This window comes from Janthinobacterium sp. NKUCC08_JDC, from assembly GCF_019345575.1.
GTDB lineage: Bacteria > Pseudomonadota > Gammaproteobacteria > Burkholderiales > Burkholderiaceae_D > Janthinobacterium > Janthinobacterium aestuarii.
The window spans coordinates 1-18,917 of sequence record NZ_JAHKQW010000005.1 but is presented as its reverse complement, the minus strand read 5'-3'; the positions used below and the strand labels follow the sequence as shown (position 1 = coordinate 18,917).

Below are 18,917 nucleotides of genomic sequence, written 5' to 3'. Positions count from 1 at the left end.
CCCCCGATGTCATTGCAATTCTTACGTTTGAACTGGCGCAAAGTACTCGCTACCGCCCTGGCGGCCAGCCTGCTGGCGCCCTCGATTGCGGCTGCCGCCGATCCGCTGCCGGCCGCCGTGCGCATCGCCGTCGTGGCCCGCACGGCGCCGTCCGGCAAGACCGTATTTGCCGGCTCGGCCGCCCAGGTGGCATCCCAAGGCTGGCTGGCGGCCGAGCTGGGCAAGCTGGGCGTGAAGCTGGAATGGGTGCCCGTCACGACCAATTCCGTGGCAACGCAGGTCAACGAAGCGTTTGCCAACCACTCGATCGACCTGGCCCAGTACGGCGATCTGCCATCGATTATCGCCAATGCCTCGGGCTTGCAGACGCGGCTGATCCTGCCCGGCGGCAGCGCCAATAACACCTATCTGGTGGTGCCGAACGGCTCCACGGCCAAGTCGATCAAGGACTTGAAGGGCAAGAAGATCGCGCTACACCGTGGCCGGCCGTGGGAATATCCGTTCGCGCGCTTGCTGGAAGCGAACGGCATGAGCTTGCGCGATGTGAAAATCCTCAATCTCAATCCGCAGGCGGGCGCGGCGGCCGTGGCGACCGGTGGCGCGGATGCCTTCTTCACCCTCAGCGACGCCTTTTTGCTCGAGGATAAAAAGGTCGGAAAGATCATCTGGTCCAGCAAGGCGCCGCCGCAGGACTGGAAGATGCGCGCCGAGCTGTGGGCCGACAGCGGTTTCCTGCAACGCTATCCGCAGCTGGCCCAGCTCGTGGTGACGGCCTATGTGCGCGAGCACCACCGGGCCGCCGGCGCGGGCGGCGAAGATGAGTATGTGCGCGCCGAGGCGGCTGCGGGCCAGGTGGAAAGCGTCGTGCGGCGCGAACTGGCGGGCGACCATACGCCGTGGCAGGCGCGCTGGTCGCCCCTGTTTACGGCCAGCCTGCGCCAGCATTACGTGGGCGAGGCGGCGTATGCGAAGAGCGCGGGCCTGATAGCGCGGCCCTTGCAGGTCGACAGCCTGTTCGCGCCCCAGTTCGTCAACCAGGCGCTGGCGCAGCTGAAATTGCAAACTTACTGGGCGCCATGACTTCCTTGACTATCGCCTTACCGCGCGCCCCTGCGCCAGCGCGTGCGGCCTCTGTTCCCCGGCTGCAGCGCTTCGTGCGCTCGCCCTGGTCCGTGTGGGCCTCGCCGCTGGCCTTGCTGCTGCTGTGGACGGCGGCCACCACCTTCGAATGGATGCCTGCGCACATCTTGATGTCGCCATGGCAAGTACTGCTGACGGCCCGCGACCTGGCCGAGAGCGGCGAACTGGGACAGCACCTGGGCATCAGCCTGTTCCGCCTGCTGGCCGGTTTCGGCCTGGGCGCCAGCGCGGGCCTGGCGTTTGGCGTCGTGCTGGGCCTGTCGCCTGGCTTGCGCAGCTATGTCGACCCGACCTTCAATGTCTTGCGCCAGCTGCCCACGGTGGCCTTGATTCCCCTGTTTATCTTACTGTTCGGCATAGGCGAGAGTTTCAAGGTGTTTATCGTCGCCAAGGCCAGCTTCTTTATCGTCGCGCTGGCCGTGCATGACGCCATCCGCAACCTGTCTGCGCGCTATTTTGAAGTGGCGCAAGTGTATTGCTTCTCGCGCTGGCAGCGCATCCGCCTGATCGTCTTGCCCGCCATCGTGCCGGCCGCGCTGACGGGCATGCGCATCGCCCTGTCGCGCTCGTGGATGGTGCTGGTGGGCGCGGAATTGCTGGCCGCCGACAGCGGCCTGGGCCAGATGATGGAAATGGGCCGGCAAATGTTCCGCCTCGACGTAGTGATGGTGGGCGTGGTGCTGACGGGCGTGATCGGCTTTGGCCTGGACCGGCTCTGCCACGCGCTGGAAGCACGGCTGATGCGCTGGAAACGTAGCGGAGATGGTAAGGGAGGCGCAGCATGAAGCAGCGTTTGATACTGATCATCAAGGGCGCGCTGTTGCCGCTGGCCTTGCTGGGCGCCTGGCAATGGGCGTCCGGCCAGGGTGCGGCGGCCGCCTACATTTTCGTGTCGCTGGGTGACCTGGCGCATAGCTTGCGCGATCTGGTCTTGACGGGCGAACTGTGGGTGCATTTGCGCGCCAGCCTGGGCAGGACGTTGGCCGGCCTGCTGCTGGGCGGCAGCGCCGGCATCGTCACGGGCGCGCTGATGGCGCAGTCGCCGCTGGCGGACCGGCTGATCGGTCCGCTGTTCCACAGCATCCGCCAAGTCCCGCTGCTGGGTCTGATCCCCTTGTTGGGCTTGTGGGTAGGCAATGGCGATGGCGCCAAGCTGCTGGTGATCGCCATCGCCGCCTTTTACCCGACCGTGCTCAACACGTATGCGGGCATGCGGCAGGTGGAAGGGCGCTTGCGCGAAGTGGGGCAGGTGCTGACCCTGACGCGCTGGCAGACCCTGCGCCAGATTTTGCTGCCGGGCGCCATGCCGGCCATCGTCACGGGCGTTACGCATGCGCTGGCGTTTGCCTGGCTCGCTTGCCTGGGCGGCGAACTGCTGTTTTCGGCTGGCCCCGGCATGGGTTCCTTGCTGCTCAACGGCGAAGTGTCGGGCCGCATGGACGTCGTCCTGCTGGCCGTGCTCGTGATCGCCTTGCTGGCGCAAGCGATGAACGTGGCGTTTGCGCGCCTCGCGCGTTTGCTGGTGAAGGGGCGCAGCAGTGAGTGAATCGTTGCCATTCCAGCCAGACGCGGCCGTCAGCGCGCGCGAAGACGAGCTGCGCGCCTTCTTGCTGCGCTTTATCGGCTTGACCCTGCTGTCGGGCGTGACCATCGGCATGAACAAAGTGCTGGCCACCTTGCTGGGGTTACATCTGCACGTGAGCAATTTCCAGCTGGCCGCGATCAGCAGCGCGGAAACCCTGGCCATGGCGCTCGGTACCATACCGGCCGGCTATATTTTGTCGCGCGGCAACCCCAAGCATCTGTATGCGGGAGTCAGCCTGAGCCTGGCGCTGGCTTTTTGCGTGCTGCCGTGGCTGCCCGGCTGGCAATGGGTGGCCTTGCTGATGTTTCTGGTGGGCCTGTGCATCTCGCTGCGCATTGTTGCCATGAGTACGGTCTTCCTTGTGCGCCTGCCGGAACTGGGGCAGGGCAAGGCGGGCTGGTACAAGGGGACATTGATCCTGGGCATGCAGTTCCTCGGACCCTTGTGCGGCAATTACCTGATCGCGCAGCTGGGGTTGAAGGCAGGCTTCTTGATTTCCGCCCTGATGTTCGCCATCCTGGCCGTGCTGGGCTGGCAAGTGTTGCCAAGCAATACGGCACCGCGCAAGCAGGAGGGGCACGTTGCCGTGCCCGGCGCGGCCAGCCTGCGCGAACTGCTGCGCCTGCGCGTCGTGCGCGTGACGTACCTGTTCGAGATCCTCGCCAGCTTCACGGCGTCCAGCGTGGGCGTGTTTTCCATCTTGCTGGCCATCCGCGTCTTGCACTGGCCTGCACATCACTCCGTCTGGCTGATGGCCGTGCAGGGACTCAGCTGCGTGCTCGTGCTGCTGTTCCTGGGGCGATTCGTGCTGGCCAGCCGTCATCGCGAGCAACTGTATGGTGGCGCCCACCTGGCCATCATGGCCGCCTTGCTGATCCTCGGCCTGTGGCCGGACAGCATCGCCTACCTGGCGGCCTCCGTGCTGCTGGGCCTGGGCTTGGGCGTGAATAACCTCGTCAACACGGACAATATCGCCCGCGCGCCCGTCGACAAGGCCAGGGTCTCGGCCCATTTGACCCTGTTCGGCATGGTGGGCGGCACGGCTGGCGCGCTGGCGGCGGGCCGCCTGGCCGACCTGACGGGCTTGCGCAATGTGTTCCTGATCTGGCTGGCTCCGTGGCTGGCCGCCTGGCTGGTTTTCCACGGCAGCCGCTGGCTGCGCCGGGCGCCGCCCGCCGCCATTCCTTCCATCGCCCCCACCGCAGAGAGTGCGCCATGAATGATTTCGTTTCCCCTTCGGCCTTGTCGCCGCAACAGCAGCACCTGAGCGGCGGCTTGCAAGTGCAGCACGTGAGCAAGTCGTTTTCGCTGAAAGGCGCGCCGCTGCTGGTGCTCGACGATATTTCCCTGACGATTGCTCCTGGCGAATTCGTCGCCATCGTGGGCGCGTCCGGTTGCGGCAAGTCCACCTTGCTGCGCCTGCTGGCGGGCCTGGACACCGATTACACGGGCTTGCTGCTGCACGATGGCGTGCCGATTCGGGGCACGGATCTGCATCGGGGCCTCGTGTTCCAGGACCACCGCCTGTTTCCCTGGCTGACGGTGCAGCAGAACGTGGCCGTGGCCTTCAGCAATACCAGGGTGCCGCTGGCCGAGCGCGAAGCGCGTGTGGCGGCGGAAATTGCGCGCGTGGGCCTCGATGGCTATGCGGATGCCTACCCGCATCAGTTATCGGGCGGCATGTCGCAGCGCGCCGCCATTGCCCGCGCCCTGGTGGGGCGGCCCGACGTGCTGCTGCTGGACGAGCCGCTCGGTGCGCTCGACGCGCTGACCCGCTTGCGCTTGCAGCAGGAACTGCGCCGATTGTGGCAAGACGAAGGCATCACCATGGTGATGGTCACGCATGACATCGATGAAGCCGTCTATCTGGCCGACCGTATCGTCGTGCTCGACGCGCGTCCCGGCAAGGTGTGCCGGGTGCAGGACGTGCCGCTGGCCCACCCGCGCCAGCGCGGTTCGCCAGGTTTTGTCGCCATCCGCGATGGCTTGCATGCGGATTTCAGCGACCTTGACGAATCGCATGCGCCCGTGACGCAGGAAGAACACCCCAGCAGCTTGTGGGATGGCAATGAATGGGCGCGCAGGATGGCGCTGTAGTTTCCTTTTTGACTGGTCCACCCACTCTGGAGATACACCATGAGCAATGACACTCTCGACACCCTGTGGTACACGCGCTGCCCCGTTCCGACGGGCCTGGGGATAGCCCTGCAGCAAGGCTGGCTGGAAGAAGCGTTGCGCGCCGACGGCACCAGCTTGCGCTCGCTGCGCGAATCGGACCAGGAAGCCGTGCGCGAATCGCATTTCGACCATACCTTGCAAAATTCCGTGCGTCACGGCGGCAATATTCCTGCCCTGTGGGCGCGCGCGGCGGGGCGCGAGACGCGCGTGATCGGCCTGTCGTGGTCGGACGAGACGCAGCTGATATTGACCCTGCCCGACAGCGGCATCCAGACCGTGCGCGACTTGAAAGGGCGGCGCTTCGGCTTGCCCTTATGGGCCAAGGCGCAGATCGACTTTGCGCGCGCGCAAGCCTTGCGCGGGCTGGAAAACGCGCTGAGCCTGGAAGGGCTGGCTGTGTCCGACGTGGAACTGGTCGATTATGTGGTCAACACCGGCCAGAGCGAAGCGGCGCCGGAGAAAAGTGCGGCGACGAATCTGTTCAGCGGCGCGCGGCGCGGCGGCCAAAGCCCCGAACTGCTGGGACTGCTGCGGGGCGAGGTGGACGCCATCTTCCTGAAAGGCGCGTCGGCGGCCCTGCTGGCGCAGCAATTCGGCTTGCACACGGTGATCGACACGGGCATTCATCCGGAACCCTTGATCCGCGCCAACAACGGCACGCCGCGCACCTTGAGCGTCGATGCGCACCTGCTCGACAATCATTTCAATTCCGCCGTGACCCTGGTCGACCAGGTGTTGCGGGCTGAAGCGTGGGCGCGCGGCCATGCGGACGAGACGCGGCGTTTCCTCGCGCGCGAATCGAATGCCAGCGAGCACTGGGTGCAAGTGGCGTACGGCAAGGATGCCCATCTGCGGCTGGACACGGACCTGGCGGAAACGTCGGTCGCCGGCTTGCAGGATTTCAGCGACTTTTTGTTCCGCTGGAATTTTTTGCCCAGCAAGGTCGACGTGCGCGCATGGATCGACCCCCGTCCTTTCGAGGCGGCGCTGGCGCAGACGCGCCGGGCGGCTTGAGCGGGAAGCACGTCAACAGTGGCCATGTTCGATGATGAGGAGAATGCGATGCGGCGACGCACGGTGATGGGCGGGCTGGCCTTGCTGCCCCTGGCGGGACAGGCGGTGTCGGCAGTGTCGGCAGCGAAAGGGGCGGGGGCGCCGCCTGCGGCCCTGCGCATCGCCTCGACGGGCTTTGCGGAAAACGGCAAGGCGGAACTGGGCGGCATCGCTTACCGGGTGCAGCAGGAAGGCTGGCTGGCGCGCGAACTGAAGCAGCGGGGCGTGCGGCTGGAATGGCTGCCCGTCACGGGCGACACGGGCGCGACCATGAATGAGGCGTTCGCCAGCGGGCGCATCGACATGGCGGCGTACGGCGACTTGCCGTCCGTCATCCTCAACGCGGGCGGCGTGCGCACGCAGGTGATCGTGCCGGCGGGGCGGGGCACGGACCAGTTCCTGCTGGTGCCCAGCGGTTCGCGCGCGACGTCCCTGGCCGAGCTGAAGGGCAAGCGCATCAGTGTGCACCGGGGCCGGCCGTGGGAACTGGGCTTGCGCCAGCTGATCGCCGACCAGCGCATGTCGCCCACGGATTTTCGTTTGATCAATATGGATTTGAAGCCTGGCACGGCCGCGCTGGCCACGGGCGCCGTCGACGCCTTGTTCATGATCAATGGCTATCCGCTGGAAGACAAGGGTATCGGCCGCATCATCTGGTCCAGCAAGGGGCAGCCGGAACGCAAGATGCGGGCGGAACTGTGGGCGCGGCGCGACTTTACGCAAGCCCATCCCGACATCGCCGAACTGGTGGCCACGGCTTGGCTGCGGGCCCAGCACTGGGCGGCGCTCGATGGCAACCGCGAAGCGATCATCAAGGATGGCACGCGCAACGGCACGCCCGACAGTGTGGTGCGGCGCAGCTATGACGATCCGGGCTTGCAGTGGAAAGAACGCTGGTCGCCCCTGTACGACGACGCCGTCTACCGCCATTACCGCCGGGTGCTGGCGTTTGCGCAGGAACAAAAGCTGATCCGCCAGCCTTTGACGGCGGAGGAATTGCTGGAACCGCGTTTTGTCGCGGCAGGCTTGAAAAAGCTGGGGCTGGCCAATTACTGGGAGCCGGCCAAGGTGTAGTGCTAGGTTGGGGCGTGGCTCAGTGCGGCAAGCACACGCGCCCGGCCACATTGACCACGTCGTCGCCCGCATGCGCGCGCAGTTGCAGCAGCATCAGGGCCACGCCCAGCATCAGCGCCGCGGCGCAGAGTTTCTTGTGCATCGTCTTTTCCGTTTTCACTATCTATGGAGGTGCTCAGCGATATTATTGCCGAAATTCACCGTGCGGGCTGAGCAAGTGCCGGGCGTGCTTTACAATTATGCATCGTGCGCATCCGCGCCATCCGAATTCTATGCATAGTATGTGAAGGGAATGACAAGCCTGTGACTTCCAAGCCGATCAAAATCGCCGCCACCGTCGTCGTGGCTCTCGCCGCTGGGGCCGGCATTTATACGTACACCCGTCCCGCAGCCACCGCCACGCCAGGCGCCCCGGCCTCGGGCAGCCCGGCCGCCGCGCCCCAGTCCACTGTCGATACGGCCGCCGTAGCCAGCCAGTTCCGCGACTTGCTGGGCAATTTTCGCAAGATTATCGTGCTGCTGGCCGACGAGCAAAGCTTGCCCGAAGGCGCGCGCGACGAAGCCCGCAAAGTGGGGCAGGCGCTGTTCCATGAAAACCAGGAACGCATCGCCAAGCTCGATGCGGCGCTCGATCAGCTGACGGCGCCCACCAATCCGGGCCGCTTCGAGGCGCTCGACAGCCTGTTGACGTATATCGAGTCCGATCCCGGTCTGTACGATGCGGATCACCTGGCGTTCCGCGAGCTGCTGCAAAGCATGCTGGCCGACGTGGCCAAGGATTCGTCCTTGCCGGCGATCAAGCTGCACAAACGCATTTCCGAAGACCTCGATGCGCTGGGCGAGATCGAGCGCAATTACGAGAAGGAAATCCGGCAAATCTTCGGCAACCTGGGCCAGCGCGCCATCGAGCTCAAGCGCGAACGGTGGGACGATTACGTGGCGCAGCTGAAAAAGCTCTACAGCCGCGAACAGATTTTGAAGGAAAACGGCATCGTCGTGCCTTACACCGTGCCACCGGCCGGTTCCATTCCGGAAGCCAAGCCGGCGCCAAAAAAAGATGAGGCGGAAATCTTCGGCCTGGGTTTGCCGAAGAAAACCATCGTGCTGACCTTTGACGACGGCCCGCACCGCCGCTATACGGAAGAAATCAGCGCCATTTTGAAACAATATGGCGTGCCCGCCGTGTTCTTCAACGTGGGCCGCAATCTCGGTTCGCTCGATGCGGACGGTCACGCCAAGCTGAACGCGGGCGCGGAAGTGAGCCGCAAGCTGATGAAAGATGGCTATGCCGTGGGCAACCACAGTTTCAGCCACGCACAGTTATCCAAGCAGACTGGCGACAAGCTGAAAGGCGAAATCCTCGGCACCGACACTTTATTGAAAGCCATCAGCCCCGAGCGGGCCGCGCTGTTCCGCTTTCCGTATGGCGCGCGCAACAGCGAAGGCATGGCCGCGCTGGCCGATGCGCATTTGAAATCCGTGATGTGGAATATCGATTCGCTGGATTGGGCCGATCCCGTGCCCAGCTCGATCACGAACCGGGTGCTGGCGTCCGTCGACAAGGCGGGACGCGGCATCGTGTTGTTCCACGACATCCACGAACGCACGGTCAAAGCCTTGCCGGCCGTGCTCGACAAGCTGATCGCCGAAGGCTATCAATTCGCCGGCTGGGATGGCACGAGTTTCCAGGTAGCGAAAAGCTCGGCGCCCGCGCCGGAAAAAGTGCCCGTCACCACCGGTTACGCCAATTCCTGGGCCGTCGTGATCGGCATCGACGATTATGCGAAATGGCCGAAATTGCAATATGCGGTGCGCGACGCGCAAGGCATTCGCGAAACCCTGATCGAAAAGTTTGCGTTCGCGCCCGAGCGTGTCGTCACCCTGAAGAATGGCGAAGCGACGCGCAACAACATCCTGGCCGCCTTCCATGACAAGCTGGCCCATGGCGGCGTGCAAAAGAATGACCGCATCTTCGTCTTCTTCGCCGGCCACGGCGCCACGCGCAAGTTGAGCTCGGGGCGCGACCTCGGCTATATCGTGCCCGTCGATTCCGACCCGGCGCAGTTCGCCACGGATGCGATCCCGATGACGGAAATCCAGAATATCGCGGAAAGCCTCACGGCCAAGCATGCGTTCTTCGTCATGGACGCCTGCTATAGCGGCCTGGGCCTGACGCGCGGCGCCGGTTCCAGTTCCTTCCTGCGCGACAACGCCAAGCGCATCGGCCGGCAAATGCTGACGGCCGGCGGCGGCGACCAGCTGGTGGCCGATGGCGGGCCGAACGGCCACTCCGTGTTCACGTGGACCCTGCTGCAAGGTTTGGCGGGCAAGGGCGACCTGAACGGCGACGGCCTGATCACGGCGACGGAACTGGCGGCCTACGTGGCGCCGGCCGTGTCCAGCGTGTCAAACCAGACGCCCGCGTTTGGCAGCTTGCCGGGATCGGAAGGGGGCGACTTCGTCTTTGAACTGCCAGGCGAGACGGAATTCCTCAGCCCGAACACGACACAGCTGTCGACGGAAGCCATCGCCCTGAACAGCAAGCTCGACGCCAAGCCGGCGGCGGCCAGCGTGACGGTCAAGGATTTGCAAGGCGGCGAACAGAAGATCGTCACGCCGGGCGCCGTGCCGAGCTCGACGCGTCAGCTGGCGCAGCGGGCCAACGACCGCGGCTTGCAGCTGTACAAGGAGAAACAGTATGCGGCGGCGGAAGCGCAATTTACGGAAGCGCTGAAACTGCGTCCCGATTTCGCGCTGGCGGCCAACAACCTGGGCTTTGTGTTCTACAAGCAGGAAAAATACCGCGAAGCGGCCCGCTGGTTTGAAAACACGGTCAAGATGGACCCGTCGCGCGCCATCGCCTATCTGAATCTGGGCGACGCGTATGCCAAGGCCGGCGATGCGGCCAAGGCGAAAGCCGCCTATAAAACCTATCTGGAACTGGCGCCGACGGCGGCCACGGCGCCGGCCGTGCGGCAAAAGATGGAGAAACTGTAGTTGGCCACTACTTTGCCCATCGTCCACGTATTTGCCTGCAGCGGCCGTTTCCCCAGCTGGGAGGCGCTGCAGGCCTACCTGTCGCCCACGTACACGGAGGATGGCGATGCCATGCCATCGCCATTCATCCTGGAAACGGGCCTCACGTGCTACGAGCCGGCCTGTTTTGAAAGCGCCATGCTGGCGTCGCCAGTGCCGCTGGCGCAGTTGCTCGATGGCGTGTCGTACCCCGACAGCTGGCTGGCGCAGGCGTGCGCGGACGCGGATGGGCAGGGCGTGCTGGCCGACACGGCCGTCTGCGTGTTTGCGCCGAACCAGCTGGCGCACCCCCACCGCAGTTCGCTGCATTACGTGGGCAGCTACGCCTACGCCGGTGGCTGAGCGCCATCCTCGCGTTGCTCATGCAGTAACTTGTTGATTGCCGCCAGCAGGCTGGTGCCCGACGTGGTGATGAAACGGGCGCCTGCCGCCTGCGCTTCCGTGCCGTAGCTGGCGACCGTATCCTTGCTGCAATATACGACGATGGGCAGTTCCGGCAAGGTCTGGCGCACTTCGCGCACCGTGCGCACGCCCGCATCCTTGATGCGCCGGCGGTTTTCCACCCGTGCCATGTCCGTGATCAGCAGCGCATACGGTTTCTGTTGCAGCATGGCCAGCGCCTGCCGCGTCGACACGGCCTGGTCCACCTTGATGTTTTCCCGTTCCAGCTGTTCCACCAGCAAGGTATTGTTGCGCGGATGGTCGTCCAGCCACAGCACCAGGCTGGCCGGCTTTTGCCCCGTTGGCACGCCGGCCAGGGCCGTGACTGGCGCGCCGCCATCGGGCGGGTAGGCCAGCAGCAACTGCGTGACGGCTTCCTGCATGTCATCGAGCGACTTTTGCTGCAAGCGGCTCAGTTCCGTCACCTCGATTTCCTTGCCGCTCTCCAGGCGCACGGATTCGTTCTTGACCATGCTGTCGGCCCGCTTGATCATGATGGACAGGTAGATGCGCGTGAGCAGGTAGCCGATCAGGAAACCATGCACGGAAAAGAACAGCATGATGCCGCCGACCACCGCCATCGCCGTGGCCGTATCCGTGGCCAGGCTGGGCGCGATAAAGGCGGCCATGCTGCGTGCGCTGCCGGGCAGGCTTTTGAGTTCGATCAAGCCCACGCCGACGATGATTTTCGTCAGCCAGTCCGACACTTCCACCAGATTCGAATTGATCTCCATGGGCGTGGGCGTGCCCAGGAACAGCGTATTGCTGGGGGCGGCGGCCGCCGTGTCGGTCCCTGCGGCCGGTGGTTCGTCCGTGGGACGGCTCTTGCCATTGTTCCGCTCATCGGGCGGTGCGGCGCTGACGGTGCCCGAGGGCAGGCTGCGCGGGATGCCGAACAAAAAGCCCAGCAGCATGCCGCTGACGCAAAAGCCCAGGCTCCACAGCAGGGCCGGCACGGCCTGGTAGTAGGGCGGCAGCAGGGCGCCCGCCATCACAGCCAGCAAGCCTGCCAGCAGGATGAACAACAGGATGTAGGGCAACACATCGCGTTTGCGCACGGCCGCGGCGGCGGTTTTTGTTGCCTTGCCGGCACTGTCGCTCAGGTCCACGGTCGCTCCTTGAAAAATGCTGAATCCAAACAAGCAGCCGGCCGCGTATATATACGGTAGGCTAAATCCAGCCCTGGACCCATACTGACATCATAAAAACTGGAGACGCGATGCGATTGAGAAAACGCAAACTGGTAGCAGCTTGTGCGCTGGCATTGCTGGGCTTGGGGCGCCAGGCGGCGGCCCAGGCCCAGTCCGATGCGGCGCCAGTTGCCGATGAAACACGCACCGTGCGCGTGACTGGCCATTACGACAACGCCGTCGGCACGTCGGATGCGGCCAGCCAGGGCGTCATCACTACTGAATTGATTGTCAACCGGCCCGCCTTGCGTACGGGCGAATTGCTGGAATTCGTGCCCGGGCTGATCGTCACCCAGCACAGCGGCGACGGCAAGGCCAACCAGTATTTCTTGCGCGGCTTTAACCTTGACCATGGCACGGATTTCGCCACTTACGTCGACGGCATGCCCGTCAATATGCGCACGCATGCGCACGGGCAAGGCTATTCCGACCTCAATTTCCTCATTCCCGAACTGGTGCAGCGCATCGATTACAAGAAGGGACCGTATTTCGCCGGCGAAGGCGATTTCGCCTCGGCGGGCGCGGCGCGCATCCGCCTGGCCGACAAATTGCCGCAGGGGCAGGCCAGCGTCTCCGTCGGCCAGCACGGTTATGTGCGCGGCGTCGTCGCCGATTCGTTGTCTGCCGGGCCAGGCACCTTGCTGGTCGGCCTGGAAGTGCACCGCAATAACGGTCCCTGGGACGTGCCGGAGCGCGTGCGTAAATACAGCGGCGTGCTGCGCTACAGCCAGGGCACGCCGGACGACGGCTTCAGCGTGACGGGCATGGCCTATAAAAACAGCTGGAACGCCACCGACCAAGTGCCGCTGCGCGCCGTGGAATCGGGCCAGATCGGCCGTTTTGGCAGTCTCGCGCCCAGCGATGGCGGCGACACCTCGCGCTACAGCCTGTCTTACGCGATGCGCAAGCGCACGGACAACCGGCTGTTCGAGCTCGACGCCTACCTGATCCGCTCGCAGCTGGAACTCAACAGCGACTTCACGTATTTCCTTGCCGATCCGGAACAGGACGACCAGTTCCAGCAAAGCGAGCGGCGCACGGTGGCCGGCGTGAACGCCAGCGAAAGCTGGACCATGGAGCTGTTCGGCCTTCCCCTGCGCAACAAGCTGGGCGTGCAGGCGCGTTTTGACCGGCTGTCGCCCGTGGGCTTGTACAACACGGTGGAGCGCGTGCGGCAGAGCACGGTGCGCGAAGACCGGGTGCGCGAAAGCAGCATCGGCCTCTACGGCGAAAACACGGTGCAATGGCTGCCGTGGCTGCGTTCCGTGGCGGGCGTGCGCTATGACGCTTACCGTTTCAAAGTGGACAGCAGCATAGACGGCAACAGTGGCGCGGCGAACGATCACGTGGTGTCGCCGAAGCTGTCCTTGATACTTGGGCCGTGGAGCAAGACGGAATTTTTCGTCAACTACGGCAAGGGATTCCACAGCAACGATGCGCGCGGCACGACGCAGACGCGCTTGCCCGACGGCACGCCATCCACGCCCGTCACGCCGCTGGTGCCGACGAAAGGCATGGAACTGGGTGCGCGCACGGAATGGCTGCCGGGCCTGCAAAGTTCGCTGGCCCTGTGGCGCCTCGATATCGCGTCGGAATTGCTGTTCGTCGGCGACGCGGGCGAAACGGAGGCCAGCCGCGCCAGCCGCCGCCACGGCATCGAATGGAACAACCATTATATTGCCGCACCGTGGCTGCTGTTCGACCTGGACCTGGCCGCTTCGCGCTCGCGCTACACGGAAAACGACCCCGCCGGCAACTATATACCCGGTTCGATCGACAAGGTGGCGTCGTTCGGCGTGACCATGACGGACCAGGGGCCTTGGTCGGGCGCCTTCCAGCTACGTTACTTCGGCCCTCGTCCCCTGATTGAGGACAACAGCGTGCGCTCGGCCTCGACCACCCTTGCGTATGCAAGAGTGGCTTACCAGCTCAACCGCAAGACGCGCGTCTCGCTCGACGTATTCAACCTCTTCGACAAGCGCGCCAGCGACATCGATTATTACTATGCGTCGCGCCTGCCTGGGGAAGCAGCGGAAGGGGTGAATGACCGGCATTTCCATCCGGTGGAGCCGCGTTCCGTGCGTTTGACCTTGGCATATGCGTTCTGACAAGGCTACACTGGGGCATGACAGATCATTTGGTAAATACCAGTAAATTCCTTTCCCTCATACTGCGCCACGCGCCCGAAAAAATCGGCCTCGCGCTCGATCCCCAGGGTTGGGCCGACATCGGCCAGCTGCTGGCGCTGGCGGCCCAACATGGCCGCAGCCTTTCCCGTGAACAATTGGATGACGTGGTGATGCGCGACAGCAAGACGCGCTACGCCATCAGTGCCGACGGCTTGCGCATCCGTGCCAACCAGGGCCATTCGCTGGCGGCCGTCGATATCGCCTTGCCGGCGTCCACGCCGCCCGCCATGCTGTTCCACGGCACGGCCAGCCGCTTTGTCGACGCGATCCGCGCCGGCGGTTTGCTGGCGGGATCGCGCAACCACGTGCACCTGTCCAGCAACCGCGAAACGGCCGTGGCGGTCGGTGCGCGCCACGGCAAGCCCGTCGTGCTGACGGTGGATGCGGCCGCCATGCAGGCGCAGGGCTACGTGTTTTACGTGTCCGACAATGGGGTGTGGCTGACGCAGACCGTGCCGGTGACCTTCCTCGGCTTCCCCTGATTAATGGCTTAGCGCTTTGGCCCTGGCTTGTCCCTGGCGCTTGCGGCGCCAGATCAGCACGCCCGTCACGCTCAGGCCCGCCACCAGCACGCCCATGGCGCAAATGAACAGTTTGAAAGGCCAGCCCCACATCGAGGCCATGTGCAGGGCGCTGATCCAGCTGCGGATGGTGTCGCCGCTCGCTGCACCCGTGGGTAGCCAGGTGGCCAGCTGCCGGCCGCTGGCCGCATCGAAAAAGACGGTGGTCAGGCCCTTGTGGGCGCGCACGTCGCGGCTGCTGCGCACGTTGTAGCTGTACACGCCCAGCGCGCGTTCGTAGGCCAGCGCGTTTTCCTCGATGATGGTGAATGCGTGCTGGCGCGCCAGCGCGTCCATCAACTGGCGGCCCTGCGTGCGCGCGGCAGGCCAGTCCAGCTGCGGCCCCGGCGACGGCGTGTGCCGCGCGACGATTTCCTCGGCACCCTGGTGGGCAAACAGCGGATGCATGACGGCCGCATAGGCGCCGTACAGATTGAAGGCGACGCCGCTCCACGCAAACACCAGCAGCATGGCCCACAGCCACAGGCCGCCCGCGCGGTGCAGGTCGAACACCAGTTTATAGCTGCCGCCATGGCGGCGCAGCAGCCATGACGGGCGCCAGCGCAGCAGCCACGGTTTCGTTCCCGGCGAGCGTTTTTTCAGACGCGCGGGGAAGGTCAGGGCGGCGCCGATGAAGCAGTCGAGCGTCCACACGATGGCGATCAGGCCGAACATCAGCAAGCCCGTGTCGCCCAGCGCCAGCGCGTAATGCAGGCGCTCGATGAAGGGCAGCAGGTTGATGGCACCCTCGCTGATCTGGCCCCAGCGACGCTGGCCCAACACGGCACCCGTGTAGGGATCGACGAACACTTCGTCGCTGGCCAGCGGTGCATTGCCGGACTGGCGCAGGTAGAACACCATGCTGTGGCCTTGTGGCGCAGACAGCGGCGCGTAGCTGACCTGCGCCTGGGGAAAGCGCGCGGCGATCGTCTCGCGCAGCTGCAGGGCGTCGAGCGGCGCGGCGTCGTGCATTGGCGGCGCTACGCGGAAGACGGCGGGCAGCATGGCCGCCTCCAGTTCATCCTTCCACGCGAGCGCGCTGCCCGTCACGCCGGTCACGATGAGGAAGCCGGCCATCAGCAGGCCGGCATAGCGGTGCAGCGCCGCCAGGACGGGGCGCATGTGCAGCGATGGCATCAGAAGCGGTACATCGCGCTGACGTTGGCCGTGCGTTCGGCATTGCGGTAGCACAGGTTAGGCAGGTAGCCGCAGTCATACAGGGTCTGCTTGTTCAGCACATTGTTGACGTTGAGGGCAAACTGCCACGGCCCGCGCGACACGCCCAGCGCCGCATCCCACTGCGTGATGCCGCCATTGCGGATGTTCAGGTTTTCGCCATCGGAATTCGAGCGCATGGCGCCGAGAAAACGCATGCCCAGCGCCGCATACGCGGGCAGGCTGCCGGCCAGCGTGAACGATTGGCGGGCCCAGGCCGAGGCGCTATGGCGCGGCGCGCCCGCTTGCTGCAAACCCAGGTCGCCATTGTTGCTCTTTGTGACCTCCGTATCGAGGTAGGTGTATTGGGCGATCAGGCTCAGACGGCTGGCGAACTCCGTGCGCGCTTCCAGTTCGACGCCGCGCGACTTGACCTGGCCCGTCTGCAGCAGGAAACCCGGATTGCCGATGTCGGACGTGGAGACATTGTCGCGCACCAGGTCGAACACGGCTGCCGTATAGCTGGCGCGCTGGCCCACGGGTTCGTAGCGGACTCCGGCTTCAAACTGCTTGCCGCGCGACGGTTTCAAGGCGCCGCCGCCCATCATCGTGCCCAGTTCGGGCGAGAACGAGGTGGCATAGCTGACATACGGCGCCCAGCCGTCATCGAACAGGTAGACGGCGCCCAGGCGGCCCGTGGTGGCCGATGGCGACTGGCGGTAGTCGGGTTTGACGGCGCCGGTATTGAGGTCCGTGACGTCGCGCGACTGCGTGGCCTTGTCGCGGCGTAGGCCGGCCGTGACGACCCAGCGGTCCCATTTCAATTGATCCTGCGCGTACAGGCCCAGCTGGCGCGAAGGGGCATCGGCGCGCGTGGGCGCCTTGGACGGGACCAGGGGCTGCTTGCCGTACACGGGCTGGTACAGGTCGAGCGGCTCGATGAAGCCCCGCTGGTGGCGGTAGTCGTCCGTGTTGCGGATGTTCGCGTAATCGACGCCCAGCAGCACCTGGTGCGTCAGGCCGCCCGTGGCAAACCGCGCCTGCAGCTGCGTGTCGGCGAACAGGCTTTTCGAGTCCGTGTCGACGGGCCAGAAATATCGATCAACGGTACCGTCGTCGTTCAGACCGCCGGGGAACATGTCCGTGCGGTCGTTCTTCAGGCGCGTATAGCGCAGGTTCTGGCGCAGCGACCAGGTATCGTTGAATGTGTGCTCGAACTCGTAGCCCAGCATGGTATTGCGGCGCTTGAAGCGGTTGTCGTCGCCCATCAGGTTCACACTTGGGTCGACCTGGCCGCGCGGGCCAGGCTGCAGCAGCTGGTTCGGGAACGCGTACTGCTGGTTGTCCTGCTCGTAGCGGGCCAGCAAAGTCAACCGCGTGGAGGGGCCTGCCTGCCAGGTGAGCGAGGGGGCGAAGTACAGGCGGTTGTCGCGGTCGCGGTCCAGCCGCGTATGGGCTTCGCGGCCCAGCATGACGACCCGGAAGGTCCAGGCGCCCGGCGTGTCGATGGTGCCGCCCACGTCGGCTTTCAGCTGGCGGCGCTGGTAGCTGCCGTACTCAATTCCCACTTCGCGCACGGCGTCCGCGCTGGGACGCTTGCTGACGGCGTTGACCATGCCGCCCGGCGGAATCTGCCCGTACAGCACGGATGCGGGGCCGCGCAGCACTTCCAGGCGTTCCAGGCCATACGGTTCGATCGAGGCGCCAAAAGTGCGGCCCGAGTTGCGCAAGCCATCTTGCAGGATGCCGTTCGTCTCGATGGTGAAGCCGCGCAGCAGCGAGGAATCGTCGCTGCCCAGCGGGCGCTGGTTCGGCGTCACGCCGGCCGTGTAGCGCAGGGTTTCGTCGAGCGATTCGGCATTGCGGTCGCTGATTTCATCGGCCGTGACCACCGACACGGATTGCGGGTTTTCATTGAGCGCCGTATCCGTCTTGGTGGCCGAGCCGGCGCGCCGCGCCACGTAGCCGCGCACGGGGCCCGTCGCCGTTTCGCGTTCGCTGCTGGCATTGATGGTGATGGCCGGCAGGGTGGTGCTGGCCTGGGCCGGCGTGGCTGCCGGTGCAGTCTCCGCCCGCAGCGCGTACGCGCCGTTGGCGCCCGCCACCACGCGCACGCCCTGGCCGCGCAGCAGTTCCTCGAAACCCTGACGCACCGTGTAGCTGCCCGCCAGGCCGCCGCTGCGCTTGCCCTGCAACAGGGCCGCGTCGGCCGACAGTTCCACGCCGGCCGCGCTGGCGAACGTGGTCAAGGCCCGTTCCAGCGGTCCGGCGGGGACCGCGTACTGGCGCTTCGCTTGCGTCGCGTCGGCCGTCTGCGCGCAGGCGGCAGGGGCCGTGACGGCGACGGCGCCCACGGCGGCGCCTGCGAGGAACAGGGCCTGGATGGCGGCGGCGAGGGGGAACGGACGCAGTTTGTGCGCAGGTGCGGTCAGGCGAGGGGGCATGGTGCAAATCCTTGGAAAGTGGCGGGAAAAAATCGGTTCTTCCCGTATTCCGAACGAAAAGCCAAAACCCTCAACGTTTTTTCACTTATTTTTTCAGCTGGCCTGGCGCGGCCCCACGCTGACCCAGTAGCGCGTGCGGTAAACCAGCTGCACGGGCAGGCTGGCGGCCAGGTTGGCCAGCGAGCGGTCCGTGTCGCGCAGCGAATACACGCCCGTCACGCGCAGGCTGGCGATCGATTCGTCGCAGCGCAGCACGCCGTGGCGGTAGCGCCCCAGCTCGGCCAACAGCTCGTCCAGGCGCATGCGCTCTGCCACCAGGCTGCCATCGGTCCAGGCGGCGGCGCTGTTTTCGACGTTCGTCACATCTTGTACTTCCAGGCGCGTGTAGCCAGCCTGCTGGCCCGCCTGCAGGTGCAGCGAGGGGGCGCCGTCCTGCATCGGCTGCAGCGGCTGCAGGGCGACTGTACCCTGGAACACGGCGACACGGCTCTCGCCATCATCGAGGCGCACACTGAAGCGCGTGCCCAGCGCCGTGGCCGTGCCTTGCGGCGTTTGCACCAGCAGCGGACGGTAGACGGGCGCTGTTTCATGCGCGCTGGTGACGAGGATGGCGCCCGCGCGCAGCACGATGCGCCGTTCGCCAGCGCCGTAGCGCACGTCGATGGCGCTGGCCGTGTCGAGCACCACTTGCGTGCCGTCGGCCAGCACGATGGTGCGCGTCTCGCCGACCGACGTGCGGTAGTCGCTGGCGGCGCTCTGCCACAAGTCCGTTTCGTGCGCCAGCAGGGCCGTGCCCCCGCCCGCCGCGATCAGCCCCAGCAGTTGCAGGGCGCGCCGGCGGCCGGCGGCATGGCGCGGCGCCGGCGCCAGGG

The 18,917-nt window shown here is 65.4% G+C and carries 16 protein-coding genes; 11 read left to right on the top strand and 5 right to left on the bottom strand.

The window, feature by feature from the left end:
• The first annotated feature begins 6 nt into the window (after positions 1–6).
• From KO538_RS14450 to KO538_RS14420, 7 genes are read left to right on the top strand one after another with little or no spacing between them, the layout of a single operon-like run.
• Positions 7–1,080, top strand: coding sequence for an ABC transporter substrate-binding protein (locus KO538_RS14450; RefSeq protein ID WP_219328700.1), 1,074 nt, complete (start codon positions 7–9; stop codon positions 1,078–1,080).
• Positions 1,077–1,925 carry an ABC transporter permease gene (locus KO538_RS14445; RefSeq protein ID WP_219328699.1) on the top strand — a complete coding sequence of 283 codons (849 nt, stop codon included), beginning with the start codon at positions 1,077–1,079 and terminating at the stop codon, positions 1,923–1,925. The genes KO538_RS14450 and KO538_RS14445 overlap by 4 nt, the downstream gene beginning before the upstream one ends.
• Complete coding sequence (locus KO538_RS14440) at positions 1,922–2,686, top strand: ABC transporter permease (protein WP_034755835.1); 765 nt, start codon at positions 1,922–1,924, stop codon at positions 2,684–2,686. The genes KO538_RS14445 and KO538_RS14440 overlap by 4 nt, the downstream gene beginning before the upstream one ends.
• The gene (locus KO538_RS14435; RefSeq protein ID WP_219328698.1) at positions 2,679–3,944 is read left to right on the top strand and encodes an MFS transporter; all 1,266 of its coding nucleotides are present in this window, start codon (positions 2,679–2,681) and stop codon (positions 3,942–3,944) included. The genes KO538_RS14440 and KO538_RS14435 overlap by 8 nt, the downstream gene beginning before the upstream one ends.
• On the top strand, positions 3,941–4,822 hold the full coding sequence (locus KO538_RS14430; RefSeq protein ID WP_219328697.1) for an ABC transporter ATP-binding protein: 882 nt from the start codon (positions 3,941–3,943) through the stop codon (positions 4,820–4,822). Before KO538_RS14435 ends, KO538_RS14430 begins: the two co-directional genes overlap by 4 nt.
• Before the next feature lie 39 nt (positions 4,823–4,861).
• Complete coding sequence (locus tag KO538_RS14425; protein ID WP_219328696.1) at positions 4,862–5,917, top strand: ABC transporter substrate-binding protein; 1,056 nt, start codon at positions 4,862–4,864, stop codon at positions 5,915–5,917.
• Positions 5,918–5,965: 48 nt separating this feature from the next.
• Positions 5,966–7,030, top strand: coding sequence for an ABC transporter substrate-binding protein (locus KO538_RS14420; protein WP_070302795.1), 1,065 nt, complete (start codon positions 5,966–5,968; stop codon positions 7,028–7,030).
• A 19-nt stretch (positions 7,031–7,049) separates the two neighbouring features.
• Here the strand turns inward: KO538_RS14420 and KO538_RS29395 are convergent, their stop codons facing one another.
• Positions 7,050–7,172, bottom strand: a complete 123-nt coding sequence (locus tag KO538_RS29395) for a hypothetical protein (RefSeq protein ID WP_256267169.1) — start codon at positions 7,170–7,172, stop codon at positions 7,050–7,052.
• Between the two features lie 161 nt (positions 7,173–7,333).
• Here KO538_RS29395 and KO538_RS14415 point away from each other — a divergent pair, with 161 nt between their 5' ends.
• A complete protein-coding gene (locus KO538_RS14415) occupies positions 7,334–10,027 on the top strand; it encodes a polysaccharide deacetylase family protein (protein WP_219328695.1) in 2,694 nt (897 codons plus the stop codon).
• Positions 10,028–10,408: an immunity 22 family protein gene (locus KO538_RS14410; RefSeq protein WP_139089267.1), complete on the top strand. Its 381-nt coding sequence runs from the start codon at positions 10,028–10,030 to the stop codon at positions 10,406–10,408.
• Here the strand turns inward: KO538_RS14410 and KO538_RS14405 are convergent.
• Positions 10,393–11,616 carry a response regulator gene (locus KO538_RS14405; protein WP_219328694.1) on the bottom strand — a complete coding sequence of 408 codons (1,224 nt, stop codon included), beginning with the start codon at positions 11,614–11,616 and terminating at the stop codon, positions 10,393–10,395. The genes KO538_RS14410 and KO538_RS14405 overlap by 16 nt on opposite strands.
• Positions 11,617–11,726: 110 nt before the next feature.
• Here KO538_RS14405 and KO538_RS14400 point away from each other — a divergent pair, with 110 nt between their 5' ends.
• Both KO538_RS14400 and KO538_RS14395 read left to right on the top strand, forming a co-directional pair.
• Positions 11,727–13,805 (top strand): TonB-dependent receptor, encoded by a 2,079-nt coding sequence (locus KO538_RS14400; RefSeq protein ID WP_219328693.1) that lies wholly within the window; start codon positions 11,727–11,729, stop codon positions 13,803–13,805.
• Positions 13,806–13,822: 17 nt separating this feature from the next.
• Positions 13,823–14,368 (top strand): RNA 2'-phosphotransferase, encoded by a 546-nt coding sequence (locus KO538_RS14395; RefSeq protein ID WP_219328692.1) that lies wholly within the window; start codon positions 13,823–13,825, stop codon positions 14,366–14,368.
• Here the strand turns inward: KO538_RS14395 and KO538_RS14390 are convergent, their stop codons facing one another.
• The 3 genes from KO538_RS14390 to KO538_RS14380 form a co-directional block, all read right to left on the bottom strand.
• The gene (locus tag KO538_RS14390) at positions 14,369–15,583 is read right to left on the bottom strand and encodes a PepSY domain-containing protein (RefSeq protein ID WP_219328691.1); all 1,215 of its coding nucleotides are present in this window, start codon (positions 15,581–15,583) and stop codon (positions 14,369–14,371) included.
• Positions 15,583–18,045, bottom strand: coding sequence for a TonB-dependent siderophore receptor (locus KO538_RS14385; protein ID WP_219328690.1), 2,463 nt, complete (start codon positions 18,043–18,045; stop codon positions 15,583–15,585). Before KO538_RS14385 ends, KO538_RS14390 begins: the two co-directional genes overlap by 1 nt.
• Before the next feature lie 93 nt (positions 18,046–18,138).
• Positions 18,139–18,917: FecR family protein (locus KO538_RS14380; protein ID WP_219328688.1), on the bottom strand; the 779-nt coding region annotated here is incomplete at its 5' end.

Excerpts from the sequence above, each read along its gene's own strand:
- KO538_RS14450 (WP_219328700.1), top strand. The coding sequence starts at position 7 with ATGTCATTGCAATTCTTACGTTTGAACTGGCGCAAAGTACTCGCTACC.
- KO538_RS14445 (WP_219328699.1), top strand. The coding sequence starts at position 1,077 with ATGACTTCCTTGACTATCGCCTTACCGCGCGCCCCTGCGCCAGCGCGT.
- KO538_RS14440 (WP_034755835.1), top strand. The coding sequence starts at position 1,922 with ATGAAGCAGCGTTTGATACTGATCATCAAGGGCGCGCTGTTGCCGCTG.
- KO538_RS14430 (WP_219328697.1), top strand. The coding sequence starts at position 3,941 with ATGAATGATTTCGTTTCCCCTTCGGCCTTGTCGCCGCAACAGCAGCAC.
- KO538_RS14425 (WP_219328696.1), top strand. The coding sequence starts at position 4,862 with ATGAGCAATGACACTCTCGACACCCTGTGGTACACGCGCTGCCCCGTT.
- KO538_RS14420 (WP_070302795.1), top strand. The coding sequence starts at position 5,966 with ATGCGGCGACGCACGGTGATGGGCGGGCTGGCCTTGCTGCCCCTGGCG.
- KO538_RS29395 (WP_256267169.1), bottom strand. The coding sequence starts at position 7,172 with ATGCACAAGAAACTCTGCGCCGCGGCGCTGATGCTGGGCGTGGCCCTG.
- KO538_RS14400 (WP_219328693.1), top strand. The coding sequence starts at position 11,727 with ATGCGATTGAGAAAACGCAAACTGGTAGCAGCTTGTGCGCTGGCATTG.
- KO538_RS14395 (WP_219328692.1), top strand. The coding sequence starts at position 13,823 with ATGACAGATCATTTGGTAAATACCAGTAAATTCCTTTCCCTCATACTG.
- KO538_RS14390 (WP_219328691.1), bottom strand. The coding sequence starts at position 15,583 with ATGCCATCGCTGCACATGCGCCCCGTCCTGGCGGCGCTGCACCGCTAT.
- KO538_RS14385 (WP_219328690.1), bottom strand. The coding sequence starts at position 18,045 with ATGCCCCCTCGCCTGACCGCACCTGCGCACAAACTGCGTCCGTTCCCC.